The organism is Aeromicrobium duanguangcaii, from assembly GCF_024508295.1.
In the GTDB taxonomy this organism is placed as follows: Bacteria; Actinomycetota; Actinomycetes; order Propionibacteriales; family Nocardioidaceae; genus Aeromicrobium; species Aeromicrobium duanguangcaii.
The window spans coordinates 825,215-842,714 of record NZ_CP101990.1 but is presented as its reverse complement, the minus strand read 5'-3'; the positions used below and the strand labels follow the sequence as shown (position 1 = coordinate 842,714).

17 protein-coding genes and 2 tRNA genes are annotated in these 17,500 nt (G+C 70.9%); 4 read left to right on the top strand and 15 right to left on the bottom strand.

Going from position 1 to position 17,500, the window contains the following annotated elements:
* Positions 1-3: 3 nt before the first annotated feature.
* The 9 genes from NP095_RS04305 to NP095_RS04265 form a co-directional block, all read right to left on the bottom strand.
* Positions 4-1,218 carry a winged helix-turn-helix domain-containing protein gene (locus NP095_RS04305; protein ID WP_232417206.1) on the bottom strand — a complete coding sequence of 405 codons (1,215 nt, stop codon included), beginning with the start codon at positions 1,216-1,218 and terminating at the stop codon, positions 4-6.
* The gene (locus NP095_RS04300; RefSeq protein WP_232417207.1) at positions 1,215-1,877 is read right to left on the bottom strand and encodes a response regulator; all 663 of its coding nucleotides are present in this window, start codon (positions 1,875-1,877) and stop codon (positions 1,215-1,217) included. The genes NP095_RS04305 and NP095_RS04300 overlap by 4 nt, the downstream gene beginning before the upstream one ends.
* Positions 1,878-1,903: 26 nt before the next feature.
* Positions 1,904-2,530 (bottom strand): ribosome hibernation-promoting factor, HPF/YfiA family, encoded by a 627-nt coding sequence (gene hpf, locus NP095_RS04295; protein ID WP_232417208.1) that lies wholly within the window; start codon positions 2,528-2,530, stop codon positions 1,904-1,906.
* A 42-nt stretch (positions 2,531-2,572) separates the two neighbouring features.
* A complete protein-coding gene (locus NP095_RS04290; protein WP_232417209.1) occupies positions 2,573-3,265 on the bottom strand; it encodes a ComF family protein in 693 nt (230 codons plus the stop codon).
* 62 nt (positions 3,266-3,327) lie between these two features.
* Complete coding sequence (locus NP095_RS04285) at positions 3,328-4,980, bottom strand: LpqB family beta-propeller domain-containing protein (RefSeq protein ID WP_232417210.1); 1,653 nt, start codon at positions 4,978-4,980, stop codon at positions 3,328-3,330.
* Positions 4,977-6,503 (bottom strand): MtrAB system histidine kinase MtrB, encoded by a 1,527-nt coding sequence (gene mtrB / locus NP095_RS04280; RefSeq protein WP_232417211.1) that lies wholly within the window; start codon positions 6,501-6,503, stop codon positions 4,977-4,979. Before mtrB ends, NP095_RS04285 begins: the two co-directional genes overlap by 4 nt.
* The gene (mtrA, locus tag NP095_RS04275) at positions 6,503-7,204 is read right to left on the bottom strand and encodes an MtrAB system response regulator MtrA (RefSeq protein ID WP_232417212.1); all 702 of its coding nucleotides are present in this window, start codon (positions 7,202-7,204) and stop codon (positions 6,503-6,505) included. Before mtrA ends, mtrB begins: the two co-directional genes overlap by 1 nt.
* 2 nt (positions 7,205-7,206) lie before the next feature.
* On the bottom strand, positions 7,207-8,649 hold the full coding sequence (gene ahcY, locus NP095_RS04270) for an adenosylhomocysteinase (protein WP_232417213.1): 1,443 nt from the start codon (positions 8,647-8,649) through the stop codon (positions 7,207-7,209).
* A 49-nt stretch (positions 8,650-8,698) separates the two neighbouring features.
* Positions 8,699-9,856, bottom strand: coding sequence for a PrsW family intramembrane metalloprotease (locus NP095_RS04265; RefSeq protein WP_232417214.1), 1,158 nt, complete (start codon positions 9,854-9,856; stop codon positions 8,699-8,701).
* A 57-nt stretch (positions 9,857-9,913) separates the two neighbouring features.
* Between NP095_RS04265 and NP095_RS04260 the strand changes: the two genes are divergently transcribed.
* Together NP095_RS04260 and NP095_RS04255 are read left to right on the top strand one after the other, a co-directional pair.
* A tRNA-Arg gene (locus tag NP095_RS04260) sits at positions 9,914-9,987 on the top strand.
* Positions 9,988-10,007: 20 nt separating this feature from the next.
* Positions 10,008-10,229 carry an amphi-Trp domain-containing protein gene (locus tag NP095_RS04255; protein ID WP_232417215.1) on the top strand — a complete coding sequence of 74 codons (222 nt, stop codon included), beginning with the start codon at positions 10,008-10,010 and terminating at the stop codon, positions 10,227-10,229.
* A gap of 8 nt (positions 10,230-10,237) precedes the next feature.
* Here NP095_RS04255 and NP095_RS04250 read toward each other — a convergent pair whose 3' ends face one another.
* A complete protein-coding gene (locus NP095_RS04250; RefSeq protein ID WP_232417216.1) occupies positions 10,238-10,975 on the bottom strand; it encodes a DsbA family protein in 738 nt (245 codons plus the stop codon).
* Between the two features lies 1 nt (position 10,976).
* Positions 10,977-11,732 (bottom strand): DsbA family protein, encoded by a 756-nt coding sequence (locus NP095_RS04245; RefSeq protein ID WP_232417217.1) that lies wholly within the window; start codon positions 11,730-11,732, stop codon positions 10,977-10,979.
* 83 nt (positions 11,733-11,815) lie between these two features.
* Here NP095_RS04245 and orn point away from each other — a divergent pair, with 83 nt between their 5' ends.
* Both orn and NP095_RS04235 read left to right on the top strand, forming a co-directional pair.
* Complete coding sequence (gene orn / locus NP095_RS04240; RefSeq protein ID WP_232417218.1) at positions 11,816-12,424, top strand: oligoribonuclease; 609 nt, start codon at positions 11,816-11,818, stop codon at positions 12,422-12,424.
* Positions 12,425-12,478: 54 nt separating this feature from the next.
* Positions 12,479-12,554: transfer RNA gene (locus NP095_RS04235), tRNA-His, on the top strand.
* Between the two features lie 47 nt (positions 12,555-12,601).
* On the opposite strand, the gene NP095_RS04230 is transcribed toward NP095_RS04235, so the two are convergent.
* Genes NP095_RS04230 through glpK form a run of 4 tightly spaced genes read right to left on the bottom strand, consistent with a single transcriptional unit; the run spans position 12,602 to position 17,463 of the window.
* On the bottom strand, positions 12,602-13,156 hold the full coding sequence (locus tag NP095_RS04230) for a nucleosidase (protein ID WP_232417219.1): 555 nt from the start codon (positions 13,154-13,156) through the stop codon (positions 12,602-12,604).
* The gene (locus tag NP095_RS04225) at positions 13,153-14,880 is read right to left on the bottom strand and encodes a glycerol-3-phosphate dehydrogenase/oxidase (RefSeq protein WP_232417220.1); all 1,728 of its coding nucleotides are present in this window, start codon (positions 14,878-14,880) and stop codon (positions 13,153-13,155) included. The genes NP095_RS04230 and NP095_RS04225 overlap by 4 nt, the downstream gene beginning before the upstream one ends.
* 19 nt (positions 14,881-14,899) lie before the next feature.
* Positions 14,900-15,958, bottom strand: coding sequence for an alpha/beta hydrolase (locus NP095_RS04220; protein WP_232417221.1), 1,059 nt, complete (start codon positions 15,956-15,958; stop codon positions 14,900-14,902).
* Positions 15,955-17,463 carry a glycerol kinase GlpK gene (gene glpK / locus NP095_RS04215; RefSeq protein ID WP_232417222.1) on the bottom strand — a complete coding sequence of 503 codons (1,509 nt, stop codon included), beginning with the start codon at positions 17,461-17,463 and terminating at the stop codon, positions 15,955-15,957. Before glpK ends, NP095_RS04220 begins: the two co-directional genes overlap by 4 nt.
* Between the last annotated feature and the right edge of the window lie 37 nt (positions 17,464-17,500).

Below are 17,500 nucleotides of genomic sequence, written 5' to 3'. Positions count from 1 at the left end.
ATCCTAGTGCGCGGTGGCACACTCCGGCGCCAGCATCGCGGCCAGATCACCTCGTGGACGAACCTCGACCTCGCCCAGGCCCAGCCAGCCGGCCAGTCGCAGCAGTTCCTGCCCCAGCTCACGGGCCGTCTCGGCGGGGGCGCCGGGCTCGGCGAACGACCCGAGCACCAGCAGCCGCCCGGACGCGCGGTCCGCCTTGAGGTCCACGCGCGCGACGATCCGGTCGCCCAGCAGGAAGGGCAGGACGTAGTAGCCGTGCACGCGCTTCTCCTGGGGCACGTAGATCTCGATGCGGTAGCGGAAGTCGAAGAGCCGCTCGGTGCGCGTGCGCTCGAAGACGAGGGGGTCGAAGGGACTGAGCAGGGTCCGCGCCTCGACCCGACGGGGACGCGCGGCCTCGGCGTGCAGGTAGGCCGGTCGCTTCCAGCCCTCGATGGTCACCGGCTCGAGGACGCCGTCCGCCACCAGGGCACTGACCGCTGCCGCGGTCGGAGCGGGCGCCAGCCGGAAGTAGTCCCGCAGGCACTGCACCGTGGCGACGCCCAGGGCCTGTGCCGCATGGCTCACGAGCGTCAGGTGCGCCTCCTCGTCCGAAGGCTCCGGGAGCGCGAGCACCCGGGCCGGCAGCACCCGCTCGGGCAGGTCGTACTCGCGCTCGAAGGCGGCGTTGCGCCGGGCGGACGACAGGCGCCCCACGAAGAACAGGTACTCCAGCGCCTGCTTGGTCTGCGACCAGTTCCAGCCCCAGTGCGTCCGGTCGCGCTCCTGCGCGCCGAGCCGGGCCTCCAGCTCACGCGCCGTGATCGGGCCTGATCGCGCGACGGCCGCCTCGACCTGGTCGATCAGCTCGGGGTTCTCCTGGACGGCGCGGGCCATCCCGCCCCACATGCCCCGCCCCGAGCGCATCTTGTGGTGCATCGCCGGCCACAGGTCGACGTCGACGAGCGCGGCCTCGTGCGCCCAGTACTCGAACAGCAGCCGCGGCGCCCGGCCGGCGGCCCGATGCAGCAGATCGGTGTCGTAAGGACCCAGCCGCGAGTACAGCGGCAGGTAGTGCGCCCGCTGCAGGACGTTGACGGAGTCGATCTGGAAGAAGCCCAGGCGGCGCGCCACCCGGGCCACGTGCTCGCGGCGCACCTGCTCGGGCTGCGCGCGGGTGAACCCCTGCGCTCCGAGCGCGATGCGCCGAGCCTGCAGCGCCGAGAGGCGCGCCGTCACAGAACGTCGTCGATGAGCTTGCTGCGGACGGCGTACATGGCCGCCTCCATCCGCGACTTCATCTGCAGCTTCTCGAGGATGTTCCGGATGTGGTTCTTGACCGTGTTCTCGCTGATGAAGAGCTCACCGGCGATGTCGCGGTTGCTCTTGCCGTGAGCGACCAGGCGCAGCACCTGCAGCTCGCGCGCGGTCAGGGTCGTGGCCGGCGCCGGGCCCTTGGCCATGTGCACGAACTCGTCGAGCAGCTTCGTGGCCATGCTGGGGCTGATCAACGACTGACCGGCCGCGACGAGCTTGACCGCCTCGGCGACCTGGTCGTACGTCGAGCCGTCCTTCAGCAGGTACCCGGCGGCGCCGGCCTTGATCGACTCGTACAGGTCGGCCTCGTCGTCGCTGGCCGTGAGCATGATGATGCCGGTCGTGGGTGCGGTCTCCTTGATCGCGCCACAGATCTCGACGCCGCTGCGGCGAGGCATCCGCACGTCGAGGAGGACGACGTCGAACGGCTCCTCCGCGATGCGTTCCAACGCGGCGTCACCGTCGTCGACGTCCTCGATCTCGAACCCCCCGTCGGCGCCGAGAACCATGGTCACGCCACGTCGGAACAACTCTTGGTCGTCGACGAGCAGGACCCGGATGGCATCCCCGTGTGCAGTCACGGGTCCGATCATGCCACGTCCGAAGGTTAGCCCTCGACCGTCAGGCGAATCACGCCGTAGTCGTATCCCTTGCGGCGGTAGACGACGCTCGGCTTCATCGAGTCCTTCTCCACGAAGAGGTAGAAGTCGTGCCCGACCAACTCCATCTCGTAGAGGGCCTGATCCAGGGTCATCGCCTCGGACACGTGCTCCTTCTCGCGCACGACGAGCGGGCCGTCGCCCTCGACCTCGAGCGGTCCGACCTTGCGGATGTCGGACTCCACGGTGTCGTCCAGCTCGTCGAAGTCGGCCACGGGGAGGTCGGCCGTGGCCGCCGCGATGGACTCGGGACGGTGCTTGTCGCGGTGGCTGCGCTTGCGCTCGACGACCTTGCGCAGGCGGGTCTCGAGCTTGTCGACCGCGGCGTCCAGGGCCGAGTGCTGGTCCGTGGAGCTGGCCTCCACCCGGACGGCGGGGCCGCGCGAGCGGAGCGTCATCTCGACGCGGGCGGCGGTCTCCGGCTGACGCGGGTTCTTCTCGTGCGTCACCTCGACCTCGACCCGGCTGATCCGCTGGCGGCTGTCGAATTTCTCGATCCGCTGGAGCTTCTCGGCGACATGGTTGCGGAACTTCTCCGAGATCTCACTGTTGCGACCGGTGACCACGATTTCCATGTTCGTCTCCTTGCTCGAATGCGAGTCCCGAAACGTCTCGCCCTACCTCGACCGTAGTCCGTCGTCGGGGTGACTCGCCACCGGTGAGGAACCCGCCTGCGCAGTCACGACTGCGGCTGCACCGAGGATCGGGAACGCCCCGGCTTCAGCCAGCGCGCGCACCGCCTCGAGCAGGGTCGAGCCGGTCGTGAGGACGTCGTCGACGACCACCACGGGGCCGCTCGGCGCCCGCTGCGCCACCATCGATCCGGCGACGTTGAGCGCCCGTTCGCGCCGGCTCAGCGCGTGCTGGTCGCGCGTCTGGCGGCGCAGTCGCAGCACCGGGCGGACCTGCGCGTCGACACCCACGCCGACGAGCGTGCGCGCCGTCGCCGCGGCCAGGTCGGTGACGAGGTCGCGACCGCGCTCACGGCGCGAACGCCGGGTCGACGGCACCGGCACGAGGGCCAGCGAGGAGGTCTCGCCGATCAGGGACACCACGGCCGCCGCCAGGTGGTGGGCCATCAACGGATCCAGGCTCGCCGCCCCACCGACCTTCCAGGCCAACAACGCCTCGCGTCGCGGTCCCTGGTGGACACCCGCGACCGCCACCGAGATGTCGCCGACGTCCAGCAGGACCGGATCGGGTGCGATCGCAGTGACACACGCTCGGCACGCGTGCAGACCGGGCGCCCCGCACAGCGGGCAGCAGACCCCCAGGACCAGATCGGCCGCCGCCTGCCACCACCCGCGCACCCGGCCAGTCTGACCTCGGGACCGGACGCCCAGCCAGCCCGCGCACGCCGGCTGTGGACGAGTCAGGCGATCCCGCGTGCGGCGTCGATGTCCACCGCGACCCAACGGGTCCGGTCGAGCATCCACAGGCCGCCCTCGCTGTCGAGCAGGTACAGGTCCGAGTCGGCCGCCGCCGTCGCCACGAGGGCGACCGGCTCGATGTCCGGCAGGAGCTGGCCGCCGCCGGGCCAGGCGTCGACCGCCTCGGTGCCGTCGATCCGCAGCGAATGCACCTGACTGCCCGGCGGCCCCAGATGGGCTACGCGCGAGCCGTCGACCCACACGACCTGACGGGCTCCGGCCGCGGTCGCCAGCCGGGTCGCGTCGGTCAGGCCCACGACGCGACCCTCGCGTCGCTCGACCCCGCCGACGAACAACCGGCCATCGGCCGTCGCCGCGTACCGAGCTCCGTCGGGCGAGATCGCGAACGACGAGAGTCCCGGCAGGTCGGGCGCCGGGACGCCGACGAAGGACTCGCCGTCATGCACCCGGACGCGGGTCCGGCCGGCCGGCCGGTCGACCAACCATGCGTTCCCGTCGATGTCCAGGATCGGGCGCAGGAACCGCTCTCCGGTGATCTCGACGGGGTCCGCTCCGTTCGCGGTCGACACACGGGCCCGATCGCGCCAGATGGCCACGACCCGCTCGTCGTCCGCCGTGACCATCGACGCACCGGCGTCGTTCGAGCCCCAGTCCCCCGCCAGCGGCTCGCGGGAGCGCGGTCCGACCTGCTGGACGCCACCGTCGAGCACGACGGTGGCCCAGCGACGCGACTTGTCGGGTCCGAAGGAGGTCCATCCGCCGGCGTCCTGGACCGGTTCACCCGCGGGCGCGACGACCGTGCCGCCACCGGTGATCTGGACGTCGGTCACGACAGGAACCTGACGCAGCGTCCACGCCACCTGGGCCGAGAGACGCTTCTGCACCCCGGGCGCCAGATCGCCGACCCGCGTCGAGAACTCGATCTGCGCCACCCCGTCCACCACCGGGACGGAGGCGCGCAGGTCCTGGACGGGCGGGACGGCCGTCGTGAGCCCCGGCGCCGAGCCGGACTGCGGCCCGATGGCCAGGCTGGTCATCAGCGACGTCGCCAGCTGATCGCCGACGACCTCATGGACGGGCACGGGCACCAGGTGACTCCCGGTCGGATCGAGGAAGTACAGGTCGAACGTGCGGACGTAGTCCTCGAACCAGTCCCGGCTCACCAGCACGCCGTCGGGCGGGGTTGCGATGCGCCACTGGCCGTCGATCCGCTGCAGGTCGAGATCCCACCGTCGCGACGCCGCCACCCGGCTCAGCCGGCCCTGGGCGTCGAGGCGCACGTCGGCGGTCAGGTCGATCCGCCCCGCACCCACGCGGTCGGAGGACACCTCCGCCCCCGTGTACACCGTGGTGCTCTGCCCGGGGCGCCACTCATCGGCGGCCTCCGGGGTCAGGTACTCGGCCGCGACCCGGTGCGTGACCGGATAGGCCAGCATGGCGTCCAGGAAGCCACGCACGATCTGGGCCTCGGTCGCGTGGGGCGCCGGCCCCGCCGGCGTGTAGCGGACCGTGCTCTCACCGAACCCCGATTCGTCCTCGACCCTCTCGACCGGGCCGGAGGTCGGGATGCCCGTGCATCCCGCCAGCACGGCGGCGACGATCGTCAGCACCAGGGCCGCCCGCTGCGCCCTCATGCGAACACCGACGCCGTGACGGGCTCCCACACGCGCTCCCCCGCCACCCGCGGCAGGGTCAGGATGAACTCGGTGCCCTCGCCGGGGCGTGACCACACCTCGAGCGTCCCGCCGTGCAGGGCCGCGTCCTCCCGCGCGATCGCCAGGCCCAGTCCCGTGCCGCCGTGCGAGCGCGCGGGATCACCGCGCCAGAAGCGGTCGAAGACCCGGCGGACCACGTCGGGCTCCATGCCGACGCCGTAGTCGCGGACGGCCAGCGAGACCCGGTCGTCGGCCTGGGACACGATCACGTCGACGTCCTCGGACTCGCTGTAGCGGGCCGCGTTGGTGATGAGGTTGCGCACCATCCGGTCGACGCGGCGGATGTCGGCCTCGACGATCGCCGGCCGCTCGACACCGCGGGCGTGGCCCACGATGCCCGCACGCTTCAGCACGTCGTCCGCGGCGGCGGCGCGGGCCACCGCCGCGAGGTCCACCGGGTCGGTCTCCAAGGTGGCGGCGCCGGCGTCGAAGCGGCTCAGGTCCAGCAGGTCCGACAGCAGCGCCTCGAACCGGCCGACCTCGGTCTGCAGCAGCTCGGCCGCCCGCGCCGTCTGGGGGTCGAAGCCCGTGCGCGCCTCGTACAGCACCTGACCGGCCATCTGGACCGTCGTCAGGGGCGTGCGCAGCTCGTGGGAGACGTCCGAGACGAACCGCTGTTGCAGCCGGGACAGGTTCTCGAGACGGCGGATCTGGCTCTGCAGGCTCTCGGCCATCTGGTTGAAGGACGTGCTCAGCCGGGCGATGTCGTCCTCGCCCTTGACGTGCATGCGTTGCTCGAGGTTGCCGGCGGCGAACCGCTCGGCGATGCGCCGGGCCAGCCGGACCGGCTCGACGACCTGACGCGCGACCAGCCCCGCGACGAGCGTCACCATGACCAGCAGACCCGCGCCACCGGCCAGCAGCGCGGTGCGGACGAGCCCGAGCGTCTCCTGCTGGTCGGCCATCGAGAACACGTAGTAGAGCGCGTACCGGTCGTTCGAGCCCGGTGCGGTCACCCGGCCGCCGACCGTGACCACCGGCACGTCGCCCGTGCCGAAGATCGACAGCTCCGAGAACGTCCAGAAGATGCCCTGCTCGGAGGACACCTGCCGAGCCAGGTCGGCGGGCACGTCGTCGATGCCGACGTTGCCCGACGCCCGCACGGGCGCTCCCCCGGCCTCGGCCAGAGGACCCTGGAGGACCAGCTCGTAGGAGCGGTTCTCGCCGCGGGTCGCCGCCAGCGCGTCGACCAGCTGCGTCAGCGCCGGCGACTGGCGGGTGGGCTCGCTGTCGACCGCGGCGTCGAGCTGGGACTGGGCCTGCTCCAGGCCGGCGCGCGCCTCGCCGATCGCGGCGTCACGGCGGTTCTCGGCCAGGCCGCCGGCCACGTCGTGCAGCAGCGCCCAGCCGACGATCAGGATGACGGCCGTGCTCAGCAGCACCGTGTTGATGACGACCCGGGTGCGCAGCGAGCGGCGCCACAGCCCCACGAGCCGACGCATCAGCGGGACGCCGGGTCGATCGCCTGGTAGCCGATGCCGCGCACCGTGCGGATGACCTGCGGGTTCTCGGCTTCGTCCTCGATCTTCTGCCGCAGGCGCGTCATGTGGACGTTCACGAGCTTCGTGTCGCCGGGGTGGTGGTAGCCCCACACCTTCTGCAGCAGCACCTCGCGGCTGAAGACCTGCTCGGGCGCCGAGATCAGGCAGGCCAGCAGGTCGAACTCAAGCGGGGTCAGCGAGACCGGACGCCCGTCCCGCGTGACCGTGTGCGCCTGCGGGTCGAGCACGATGCCACCGAACTCGATCCGCCCGCCGAGCGGATCGCGCCGACGCAGGCGCGCCCGGATGCGGGCGATCAGCTCGCTGTTGCGGAACGGCTTGGTGAGGTAGTCGTCGGCTCCGACCTCGAGGCCGTCGACGATGTCACGCGTCTCGCCCTTGGCGGTCAGCATCACGATCGGGACGCCCGAGACCTCCCGGATCTGGCGGCACACCTCCATGCCGTCCAGACCCGGGAGCATCCGGTCCAACAGGACCACGTCGGGCTTGAACTCCTCGAACGCCTCCATCACCGCGTCGCCGGTGTGACAGACGGACGTCCGGAATCCCTCGCCCTCAAGGACGATCGTGAGCATCTCCGCCAACGACGCATCGTCGTCGACGACGAGCACCCGATCGTGCTTGGGGCGACGTTGCGACATGCTCAGTAGCGGTAGTGGTCCGACTTGTACGGACCCGCCACGTCGACGCCGAGGTACTCGGCCTGCTCCTTGGTCAGCTCGGTCAGCTCGACGCCGAGGGCATCGAGGTGCAGGCGAGCGACCTCCTCGTCGAGGTGCTTGGGCAGCACGTGCACGCCCAGCTCGTACTGGTCGGCCTTGCTGAACAGCTCGATCTGCGCGAGGACCTGGTTCGTGAACGAGTTCGACATCACGAACGACGGGTGGCCCGTCGCGTTGCCCAGGTTCAGCAGGCGTCCCTCGGACAGCACGATGATCTTCTTGCCGTCGGGGAAGATCCACTGGTGAACCTGCGGCTTGATCTCGTCCTTGACGATGCCGGGGATCTTGGCCAGACCGGCCATGTTGATCTCGTTGTCGAAGTGGCCGATGTTGCCGACGATCGCCTGGTGCTTCATCTTCTCGAAGTGCTCGACCCGGATGATGTCGAAGTTGCCCGTCGTGGTGATGAAGATGTCGGCGTACTCGACGACCGACTCGAGGCGCTTGACCTCGTAGCCGTCCATCGCGGCCTGCAGCGCGCAGATCGGGTCGATCTCGGTGACGATGACGCGAGCGCCCTGGCCGCGCAGCGACTCCGCGGAGCCCTTGCCGACGTCGCCGTAACCGCACACGACCGCGACCTTGCCGCCGATCATGACGTCGGTGGCGCGGTTGATGCCGTCGATCAGCGAGTGGCGGCAGCCGTACTTGTTGTCGAACTTGCTCTTGGTGACCGAGTCGTTGACGTTGATCGCCGGGAAGAGCAGCGTGCCCTCACGGAAGCGGTCGTACAGGCGCAGCACGCCGGTGGTCGTCTCCTCGGAGACGCCCTTGATGTCCTTGGCGATGTTCGTCCAGTGCTGCGGCTTCGTCTCCAGCGAGCGGGCCAGGACGCGCAGCACCTCCTTGAACTCCTCGTTGTCGGTGCTGTCCTGCGGGGGAACGGCGCCGGCCTTCTCGAACTCGACGCCCAGGTGCAGCAGCATCGTGATGTCGCCACCGTCGTCGAGCAGCACGTTGGGGCCGCACTCGGCACCCTGCTCGTCGGTGAAGTCGAAGACCTTCTCGGCCTCGTCCCAGTACTCGGCGAGCGTCTCGCCCTTCCACGCGAAGACCGGCGTGCCCTGCGGATCGTCCGGCGTGCCGTTCGGCCCGACGACGACCGCGGCAGCTGCGTGGTCCTGGGTGGAGAAGATGTTGCAGGTCGCCCAGCGGACGTCGGCGCCCAGCGCGGTCAGGGTCTCGATGAGCACCGCCGTCTGGATCGTCATGTGCAGCGAGCCGGCGATACGGGCGCCGGCCAGAGGCTTGCTGTCCCCGTAACGCTCACGCATGGCCATGAGGCCGGGCATCTCGTGCTCCGCGAGCTCGATCTCCTTGCGGCCGTACTCGTGGAGGGACAGGTCCTTGACGCGATAATCCATGGGCCTGATCGTACCGTCCGGTACCGAGCCTCACCGAATCGACGCGTGACTACCTCACGCCCGGCGGAAGAGCCGGGGGCAGGCGCAGGAACGGGCGCAGGTGCCACATCCGGTCCAGCAGTGCGTACGTGCGGTCGGGTCCGCCCGGTTTGGCCACGCCCGTCATCACCGCGTCGTGCAGGAAGGCGACCTCGGTCGCGAGCCGCTGGTACCGCTTCACGGCCTCGACGGCCACGGGTCCGTAGTGCGCCGCGTAGACCCTGGCCTGGCGCCGCCGGCCGAACCGGACGAGCCACGGCACCTCGGCCGGATGGATCCACCCGCGACGGGCGATGTCGGTCAGCGCCCGGGCCAGGATGTCGAGCTGGCGCATGCGCAGCACGACGGCCGTGACGCCCAAGCCCAGCAGCAGGGCCGCCAGCACGATGTAGGCCAGCAGGAATCCGATGCCGCCGCCGACCACGATGGCGCCGTTCCAGAGCGCATGCAGGCCGACGCTGACGACGTAGCCCAGCGCGAGCAGGCCCCAGCGCTGCACCCGCGACGAGCGGTGGACGGCCAGGCCCATCGCGATGCCGATGGCCGAGGTGAACAGCGGGTGGGCGAAGGGGCTGAACAGGCCCCGGACCACGAACGTCGCGGTGGCCATCTCGGCGCCGGAGTACGGCACCTCGTCGAATCCGAGGTAGCTGGCGGCGTAGTAGCCGACGTTCTCCATCGCCGCGAAGCCCAGCGCGACCAGGCCCGAGACGATGAGGCCGTCGAGGACCCCGTCGATGATCCGGCGCACCCGCACGAGCGTCAGCACGACGAACAGGCCCTTGGCGAACTCCTCGGCCACGGGCGCGCCGAGCGCCGTGAGCCAGTCCTCGTTCATGCCGAGTCGGGACATCGCGATCTCGACCGGCAGCGCGATGCCGACGGCGATGACCGCGCCCCACACGAAGGCGGCGGCCTTGTAGCGGAACGGCTCGGGCTCGACCCGGTCGAGCCACCAGTAGGCGAACAGGGCGACGGGCAGCGGGATGAGCGCGTAGACCAGCGCGATCGACGCGCCGGCGACCGAGCCGGAGGTCGACGCGAAGAACACCGCGCCGCCCGCGCCGACCAGGGCGGCGATCCACACCAGGACGACCAGGAGCGTGCGGCCGCGCTGGCGCAGGGGGTCCACCTCGGGAGGCAGTGCCAGCGCCTCGGTCGTCGTCACGGGCAACAGCCTAGAGCGCCGCGGAGACACCGGCCCGCCCCGATAGTCTGGCCCCGAGCGCCCGTAGCTCAGCTGGATAGAGCAAGAGCCTTCTAATCTCTAGGTCGCAGGTTCGAATCCTGCCGGGCGCGCAGATCCGTCAACGAAAGGCATGACCGTGGACCTCTTCGAGCTCGACCAGACCCAGCGCCTGCGCCGCGAGGAGGCCGCCGCGAAGCTGCACGCCCTCGCCGACGCGCTCGCGCGCCACAACTCCGTGGAGTTCATCAAGGGTGACAACCGCATCACGGTCGACGTGCCCGACGAGGTCGAGCTCTCGGTCGAGATCGAGATCGGCGAGGAGAACGAGCTGGAGATCGAGCTGCGCTGGTGAGCTGAGCCTCAGGCCGCGTCGATCGCGGCCTGCAGCTTCGCGGCCGTGGGCTCGTCGACCTTCTCGCCGTCGACCAGCACGGTGGGGGTCCCGGTGACCCCGCGGTCGCGCGCCGCGTCGCGCGGCTCGCTCAGCCAGGGGACGAACCGGCCCTCGTCGATGCACGCGTCGATGCCCTGGGCACCCGCATCCTGCGCGATCGCGGTGAGCTCCGTGCTCGACGGCGCGGACCCGTCCTCGTGGAGACCGGCGGCGAACAGCGCCGTGTGCATCGCCCAGAACCCCTCGGGACCCTGGACGTCCGCCGCGCAGACCGCCGCGTTCATGACGTCGTGGGCCGGACCGTCGGACGCCCGGCCGTCCATGATCGTCATGGGGACGAAGCGCAGGGAGATCTCGCCGGCCTCGGCGCGCTCCTTCAACAGGCGCTCGCCGTCGGAGTCCGCGAAGTCGGCGCAGTGCGGGCACAGGAAGTCGGCGTAGACCTCGACCACGGGCGCGGCCGGGTCGGCCTTCGCCGGGAAGGCGAAGCCGGGAGTCCCGACGCTGACGTGGCGCGGGGCCACGAACTCGCGGTCCTCGCCCGAGGCGAGAGCCGACACGCCCCACGCCGCTGCCGCGACGAGCGCCGTGGCGGCAGCGGCGATCGAGCCGGTGAGGATGAGCCGCTTGCGGCGTTCAGCCCGCTCGCGCTCGAGGCGAGCCGCCTCGGCGCGAGCGGACTGCTTGCGACGCTGGTTCGTCACGTCAGGACTTCGACGCGTCGGCGATCGCCTTCTGGAGCTCGTCGGGCGTGCGCGCCTCGCTCTCCTTGCCGTTGATGAAGACCGACGGGGTGCCCGAGACCTTGCGGTCGTCGGAGAAGGTCTTCTGGATCTCGTCGATCCAGGGCACGAACTTCTCGGTGCGCACGCAGTTCTCGATGCCGGTCACGCCGGCCTGCTCGGCGAGGTCGATGAGTGCCGCGTCCTCGGGACCGGCGCCACCCTCCTGCGGCTGGGCGGCGTAGAGCGAGTCGTGCACCTTCCAGAACGCCTCGTCGCCCTTCTCGTCGACGACGCACATGGCCAGGTTCGTGGCGCGGCGCGAGTAGTCGTTGGTGCTCTGACTGTGCAGGAACGAGAACGGCATGAAGCGCAGCTGGATCTCGCCGGCAGCCGCCTGGCTCTGCAGGAACTTGCCGCTGAGCTGCTCGAAGGAGCCGCAGGCGGGGCACAGGAAGTCCTCGAAGAGCTCGACGATCGGCTTCTGGGCGGCGTCGGCTCCCTCGGTCGCCGGGAACGGCACGCCGTTGTCGACGAGGTTCCTGGGCTCGATGACCTCGGTGGTCTTCGCGTTCTGCTCCGAGAGCGACTTGACGCCCCAGCCGGCCAAGGCGATGAGCACGATGACCACGGCGACGATGGCGACGGTGATCTTGTTGCGCTGCTTGCGCTCGGCCTTCTGGCGTTCCTTGCGCATCTGCTCGGCGCGGGCGGCGCGGGCCTGGCGGTCGTTCGTCACGTGAGCTCCTCAAGCATGGGTGGTACCGACGAGAGCCTACCGGGCGCGGCGCACCCGTTGCCGATGCGCACTAGGGTGGCGGGGTGAATGACAAGCTGGTGTGGGTCGACTGTGAGATGACGGGGCTGTCGCTCCAGGACGACGCCCTGATCGAGATCGCGGCCCTGGTGACCGACTACGACCTCAACGTCCTCGGCGACGGGGTCGACCTGATCATCAAGCCGCCGCAGGCGGCGCTGGAGCAGATGAACGAGGTCGTGACGACGATGCACACGAACTCGGGCCTGCTCGAGGAGCTCGACTCCGGCATCACGGTCCGCGAGGCCGAGGAGCAGGTGCTCGAGTACGTGCGCCAGTACTCCCCCGAGCCGGGCAAGACGCCGCTCGCCGGCAACTCGATCGGCACCGACCGCGCCTTCCTGGCCCGCGACATGACCGAGCTGGAGTCGTACCTGCACTACCGCGTCATCGACGTGTCGTCGATCAAGGAACTGGCTCGCCGCTGGTTCCCCCGGGCGTACTTCGCCGCTCCCGAGAAGGGTGGGGCTCACCGCGCCCTGGCCGACATCCGCGAGAGCATCGACGAGCTGCGCTACTACCGCCGCGCGATCTTCACCCCCGATCCGGGCATCGACACCGAGACCGCACGCGCCATCGCCGCCGAGATCATGGCGGACACCCAGCCCGAGTAGGACCCGGCAGCGACGTCCGGTAGACTCGTCGCGCTGCGCCGCGAGGCGCACATGGTGGGTGTAGCTCAGTTGGTAGAGCACCGGCTTGTGGTGCCGGTGGCCGCGGGTTCAAGTCCCGTCATCCACCCCAGGAAGAGCGCCCCGGATCCGTCCGGGGCGTTCTGCTTTTCTCCGGGGTCAGCCGATCTCGTCGCGGACCCAGTGACCGATCAGCCGGGCGCACGCGTCGACGACGGCCGACCACTCGAGCGCGGAGTCGTCAGCGGCGTCGCTCACGATCTTGACCAGCCGGCACGGCACACCGGCCAGCTGGGCGGCGCGTGCGACCGCGAAGCCCTCCATGTCGACCAGGTGAGCCCGCTGCGCGAGCGCGTCGCGCACTGCCGGATCGGTCACGAACAGGTCACCGGTGGCCAGGACCGTGCCATCGCCGCCCGCGATCTCGATCTCGTCGACGGCGTCGTGCCCCAGCGCCCGGACCGCGTCGGCGGAGTAGTCGTGGTTCACCACGGTCGAGGGCAGGAACAGACCGGTCAGCCCGGGGCTCAGGGCGCCGGCCGTGCCCACGTTGAGGACCAGCTCGGGGCGGGACCGGGCGATCGCGGCGGCCGTCACGGTCGCCGCCTCGACCTTGCCGATCCCGCTCAGCACGAGCTCGAGGTGCTCGGGCACGTACGCCGCCTCGACCTTGGTCGCCGCGACGACCAGGACGCGCGACGGATCGACGCTCACAGGTGCCCGACCGGCACGACATCGGGAGCGCCCATGCGCGCCGCGTCGGCCGTCTCGTCGTCGGGCATCGTCTGGCTCTCGCGCTCGGCCTCCACCCGCTTGAGGTAGTGGTCGACCTCGCGCTCACGGTGGGCGTCGGACCAGCCCAGGGCCTCGGCCATGAGCCCGGCCGCCTCCTCGGCACACTCCGTGCCGCGGTGGAAGGTCTCGATCGAGATCCGGGTCCGGCGGGCCAGGATGTCGTCGAGGTGCCGCGCACCCTCGTGGGTGACCCCGTAGACGACCTCGGCGCGCAGGTAGTCGTCGGCGCCGCCGAGCGGCTCGGCCAGGTCGGGGCGCTCGGCGATGAGCTCGAGCACCTCGGTGGCGAGCGTGCCGAAGCGGTTGAGCAGGTGCTCGATCCGGCCCACGCCCAGCCCGTGGGTCTCGGCCAGGCTGTGCCGGCGGTTCCACAGCGCCGCGTAGCCGTCGGCGCCCAGCAGCGGGATGTCGTCGGTGACGCACGCGGGCACCCGCCGGTCGAGCAGCGAGCTCATCTGCTGGACCGCGGCGTCGATGGCGTCCTTGGCCATGATCCGGTAGGTCGTGTACTTGCCGCCGGCGATCACGACCAGCCCCGGCACCGAGGTGGAGACGGCGTGCTCGCGCGAGAGCTTGCTCGTGGCCTCGTCCTCACCGGCGAGCAGCGGCCGCAGCCCGGCGTACACGCCCTCGACGTCCTCGGGCACGAGCGGCTCGACCAGCACCCGGTTGACGTGCTCGAGCAGGTACTCGATGTCCTTGGCGCTCGCTGCCGGATGGTCCTTGCTCAGCGACCAGTCCGTGTCGGTCGTGCCGATGATCCAGTGCCGGCCCCACGGGATGACGAACAGCACCGACTTCTCGGTGCGCAGGATCAGGCCGGACTCGCCACGGATGCGGTCGCGCGGCACGACGAGGTGGATGCCCTTGCTGGCCCGCACGTTGAACTGGCCGCGCTCCCCCGCGAAGGACTGCGTCTCGTCGGTCCAGACGCCGGTCGCGTTGACGACCTGGCGGGCGTGGACGTCGATCTCGCGGCCGCTCTCGAGATCCTTCACGCGGGCGCCGACGACGCGGCCACCTTCACGCAGCAGATCGATCACGCGCGTGCGGCTGGCGACGTGGGCGCCGTACGCGGCGGCCGTCCGCGACAGGAACATCGTGTGACGGGCGTCGTCCACCTGGCCGTCGTAGTAGTGCAGCGCACCGACCAGGGCGTCCTTGCGCAGCGCCGGCATGATCCGGCGGGCTCCGGTGCGGGTGAGGTGACGGTGGTGCGGGACGCCGCGCGAGCGGCCCGAGAGCAGCGCCATCGAGTCGTAGAGCGCGACGCCGGAGCCGGCGTAGAACCGCTCCCACACCCGGTGCGTGAGCGGGTAGAGGAACGGCACGGGCTTGACCAGGTGCGGCGCCAGCTTGTCGATCATCAGGCCGCGCTCCCCCAGCGCCTCGGCCACGAGCCGGAAGTCGAGCATCTCCAGGTAGCGCAGACCACCGTGGATCAGCTTGCTCGACCGGCTGGAGGTCCCGGACGCGAAGTCTCGCGCCTCGACCAGGCCGACCGTCAGCCCACGCGTCGCGGCGTCGAGGGCAGCGCCGCCGCCGACCACACCACCGCCGATGACGAGCACGTCGAGTTGCGTGGAGCCCAGTGCGTCCAGGGCGTCCTCGCGGTGGGTCGGAGACAGGGCAACCGGTCGCATGGTGACCAGTCAACCAGCCTCACGCCATCGACGCCTCGATCGCCCGCGCGATGCGGACCGTCGCCTCCCGGGCCGTCCGGCTGACACCGGTGATGTTGATGAACGCATGGATCAGCGATCCCTCACGCGCCAGCGTGGTGCGGACGCCCGCCTCCTCCAGCCGCCGGGCGTAGGCGATGCCCTCGTCGCGCAGCGGGTCGAACCCGGCCACCGCGACGTAGGCCGGCGGCAGCCCGCTGAGGTCCTCGGCCAGCAGCGGCGAGGCGCGCGGGTCCAGGGCGTCGGCCGGGTCGGCCAGGTAGCGCTCGGCGTACCAGTCCATGTGCTGCTCGGTGAGGAAGAAGCCCTCGCGGAACTCGGCGTAGGACGGGTGCTTCGTCGACAGGTCCGTGACCGGGAAGAGCAGCAGCTGCAGGACCGGCACGATGTCGCGGCCCCGGAGGTGGTGCGCCAGCACGGCCGCCAGGTTGCCACCCGCGCTGTCGCCGGCCACGACGATGCGCGTCGGGTCGACACCCCAGCCCGGGGCGTGGTCGACCGCGAAGTCCCACGCGGCGGCCGCGTCCTCGACCGCCGCCGGGAACGGGTGCTCCGGCGCCAGCCGGTAGTCGACGGAGAGGATGTCGACCCCCGCCTCGCGTGCCAGGAAGCGCACGGCCGAGTCGGTGCTGACGCGGCTGCCGAGCACCCAGCCTCCGCCGTGGAAGTACACGACCAGGCCCTTCGACTCCGTCGTGGCGCGGTACCGCGTCGCGGGGATGGGACCGGCCGGGCCGGGGATCACGAGGTCCTCCTCGACCGCGAAGTCCTCGAACACGTCGGCGAACACGAGCGCCTCGTCGGTGAGCATGCGGCGCGCCTGCTCGACCGGGTACTGGGTGAAGTCGTTGCCGGGGATCCGGTTCATGACCCGCAGGGCGACCGCGATCTCGGGGGCGAGCTGCTCACCGTCGCGGTTCACCGGCGCATGCCGGCCGAGTCGGGCGACGACCGATTCGGGCAGCTTGGCGAAGCCGCGGATCACGGCCCGCTCGGCCTGCAGCGCGGCCGACAGGCCGGCGCGGGTCCCGGCGCTCACTCGACCCACCCGAGCGTGCGCTCCACGGCCTTCTTCCACTGGTGGTATCCCGCTTCGCGGTCCTCGTCGGACCATTGCGGGGTCCACCGTTTCGACTCCGACCAGTTGGCGACCAGCTCGTCGGTGCCGGCCCAGAACCCGACGGCCAGTCCGGCCGCGTAGGCGGCGCCCAGCGCCGTCGTCTCGGCGACGACCGGCCGGCTGACCCCGATGTCAAGGATGTCGGCCTGGATCTGCATGCACAGCTCGTTGGCGGTGATGCCGCCGTCGACCCGCAGCACCTCCAGCTCGATGCCGGAGTCCGCGATCATGACGTCGACGACGTCCTTGCTCTGGTAACAGATCGCCTCGAGCGCGGCGCGCGCCACGTGGGCGACGGTGTTGAAGCGTGAGAGGCCGACGATCACGCCGCGGGCGTCCGGGCGCCAGTACGGCGCGAACAGGCCGCTGAAGGCCGGCACGAAGTAGACCCCGCCGTTGTCGTCGACGGTCTCGGCGAGCGACTCGGAGTCGGCCGCCTCGGCGAACACCTTGAGCTGGTCGCGCAGCCACTGGATCGCCGAGCCCGTGACCGCGATCGATCCCTCGAGGGCGTAGACCGGCGGCGCGTCACCGAAGCGGTAGGCCACCGTGGTCAGCAGGCCCCGGTCGGAGCGCACGATCTCGGTGCCGGTGTTGAGCACGAGGAAGTTGCCCGTGCCGTAGGTGTTCTTGAGCATCCCCGGCTCGAAGCAGGCCTGGCCGACGAGGGCGGCGTGCTGGTCGCCGAGGTTCCCCGCGAGGATCACCTCGGCCCCGAACGGACCGTCGGCCGGCGTGCGGGCGAACTCCTCGGACGACGACGTGATCTCGGGCAGCATCTGCCGCGGGATCTCGAAGATCTCGAGCAGCTCGTCGTCCCACTGCAGGTCCTCGATGTTCATCAGCATCGTGCGGCTCGCGTTGGTGACGTCGGTGACGTGGACTCCGCCGTCCGGGCCTCCCGTGAGGTTCCAGATCAGCCAGGTGTCGATCGTGCCGAACAGGGCGTGCCCCGCCTCGGCGTCGGCCCGCACCCCGTCGACGTTCTCGAGGATCCAGTGCAGCTTCCCGCCGGCGAAGTAGGCCGCCGGCGGCAGGCCCGACTTCGCGTGGACGATCGCGCCGCGGCCGTCGTCCTCGATGGCCTTGGCGAGGGCCGCGGTGCGGGTGTCCTGCCACACGATCGCGTGGCCGTACGGCTCGCCCGTGCGACGGTCCCAGACCACCGTGGTCTCGCGCTGGTTGGTGATGCCGACGGCGGCGAGGTCGGACGCGGCGATGCCGGCGTCCTCCAGGCCCTTCTCGATGACGGTGCGCGTGTTCGTCCAGATCTCGGCGGCATCGTGCTCGACCCAGCCCGCCTGCGGCAGCATCTGCTCGTGCTCCACCTGGTGGCGACCCACCTCGTCACCGGCATGGTCGAACACCATGAACCGCGTGCTGGTCGTGCCTTGGTCGATCGCCCCGACGAACTCCTGTGACATGGGCCTCACCCTAGAAGACCCGCGGCGTCATACGCTC